We start from the raw sequence: 252 nt of genomic DNA, 5'->3' as shown, positions 1-252 counted from the left end.
ACGGCGACCCCCCTCGAGAAGATGGCCGCGGGCCCCACCGCCGACCTCATCGGCACGACGCAGCTCGCGACCGACGCGCCCGTGCTCGTCGCCACCGCGATGCACGCGGAGATGTGGCGGAACCACGCCACGCAGGCAAACATGGCCACGCTCCAGGACCGCGCCGTGCACGTAGTCGGCCCAGCCGACGGCGAACTGGCCGGCGGCTACAGCGGCCCCGGTCGCATGGTCGTGCCCGAGGAGATCCTCGCC

The 252-nt window shown here is 73.4% G+C and carries 1 pseudogene; it reads left to right on the top strand.

The features are described from left to right. Nucleotides 1–252 (top strand): annotated as a pseudogene (locus KVS71_RS17965) (flavoprotein); the annotation flags it as partial.

The organism is Microbacterium sp. GbtcB4 (assembly GCF_019091465.1).
Lineage (GTDB): Bacteria > Actinomycetota > Actinomycetes > Actinomycetales > Microbacteriaceae > Microbacterium > Microbacterium paraoxydans.
Note: the sequence above shows the minus strand (reverse complement) of the source record. Positions and strands in the feature narration are given on the sequence as shown.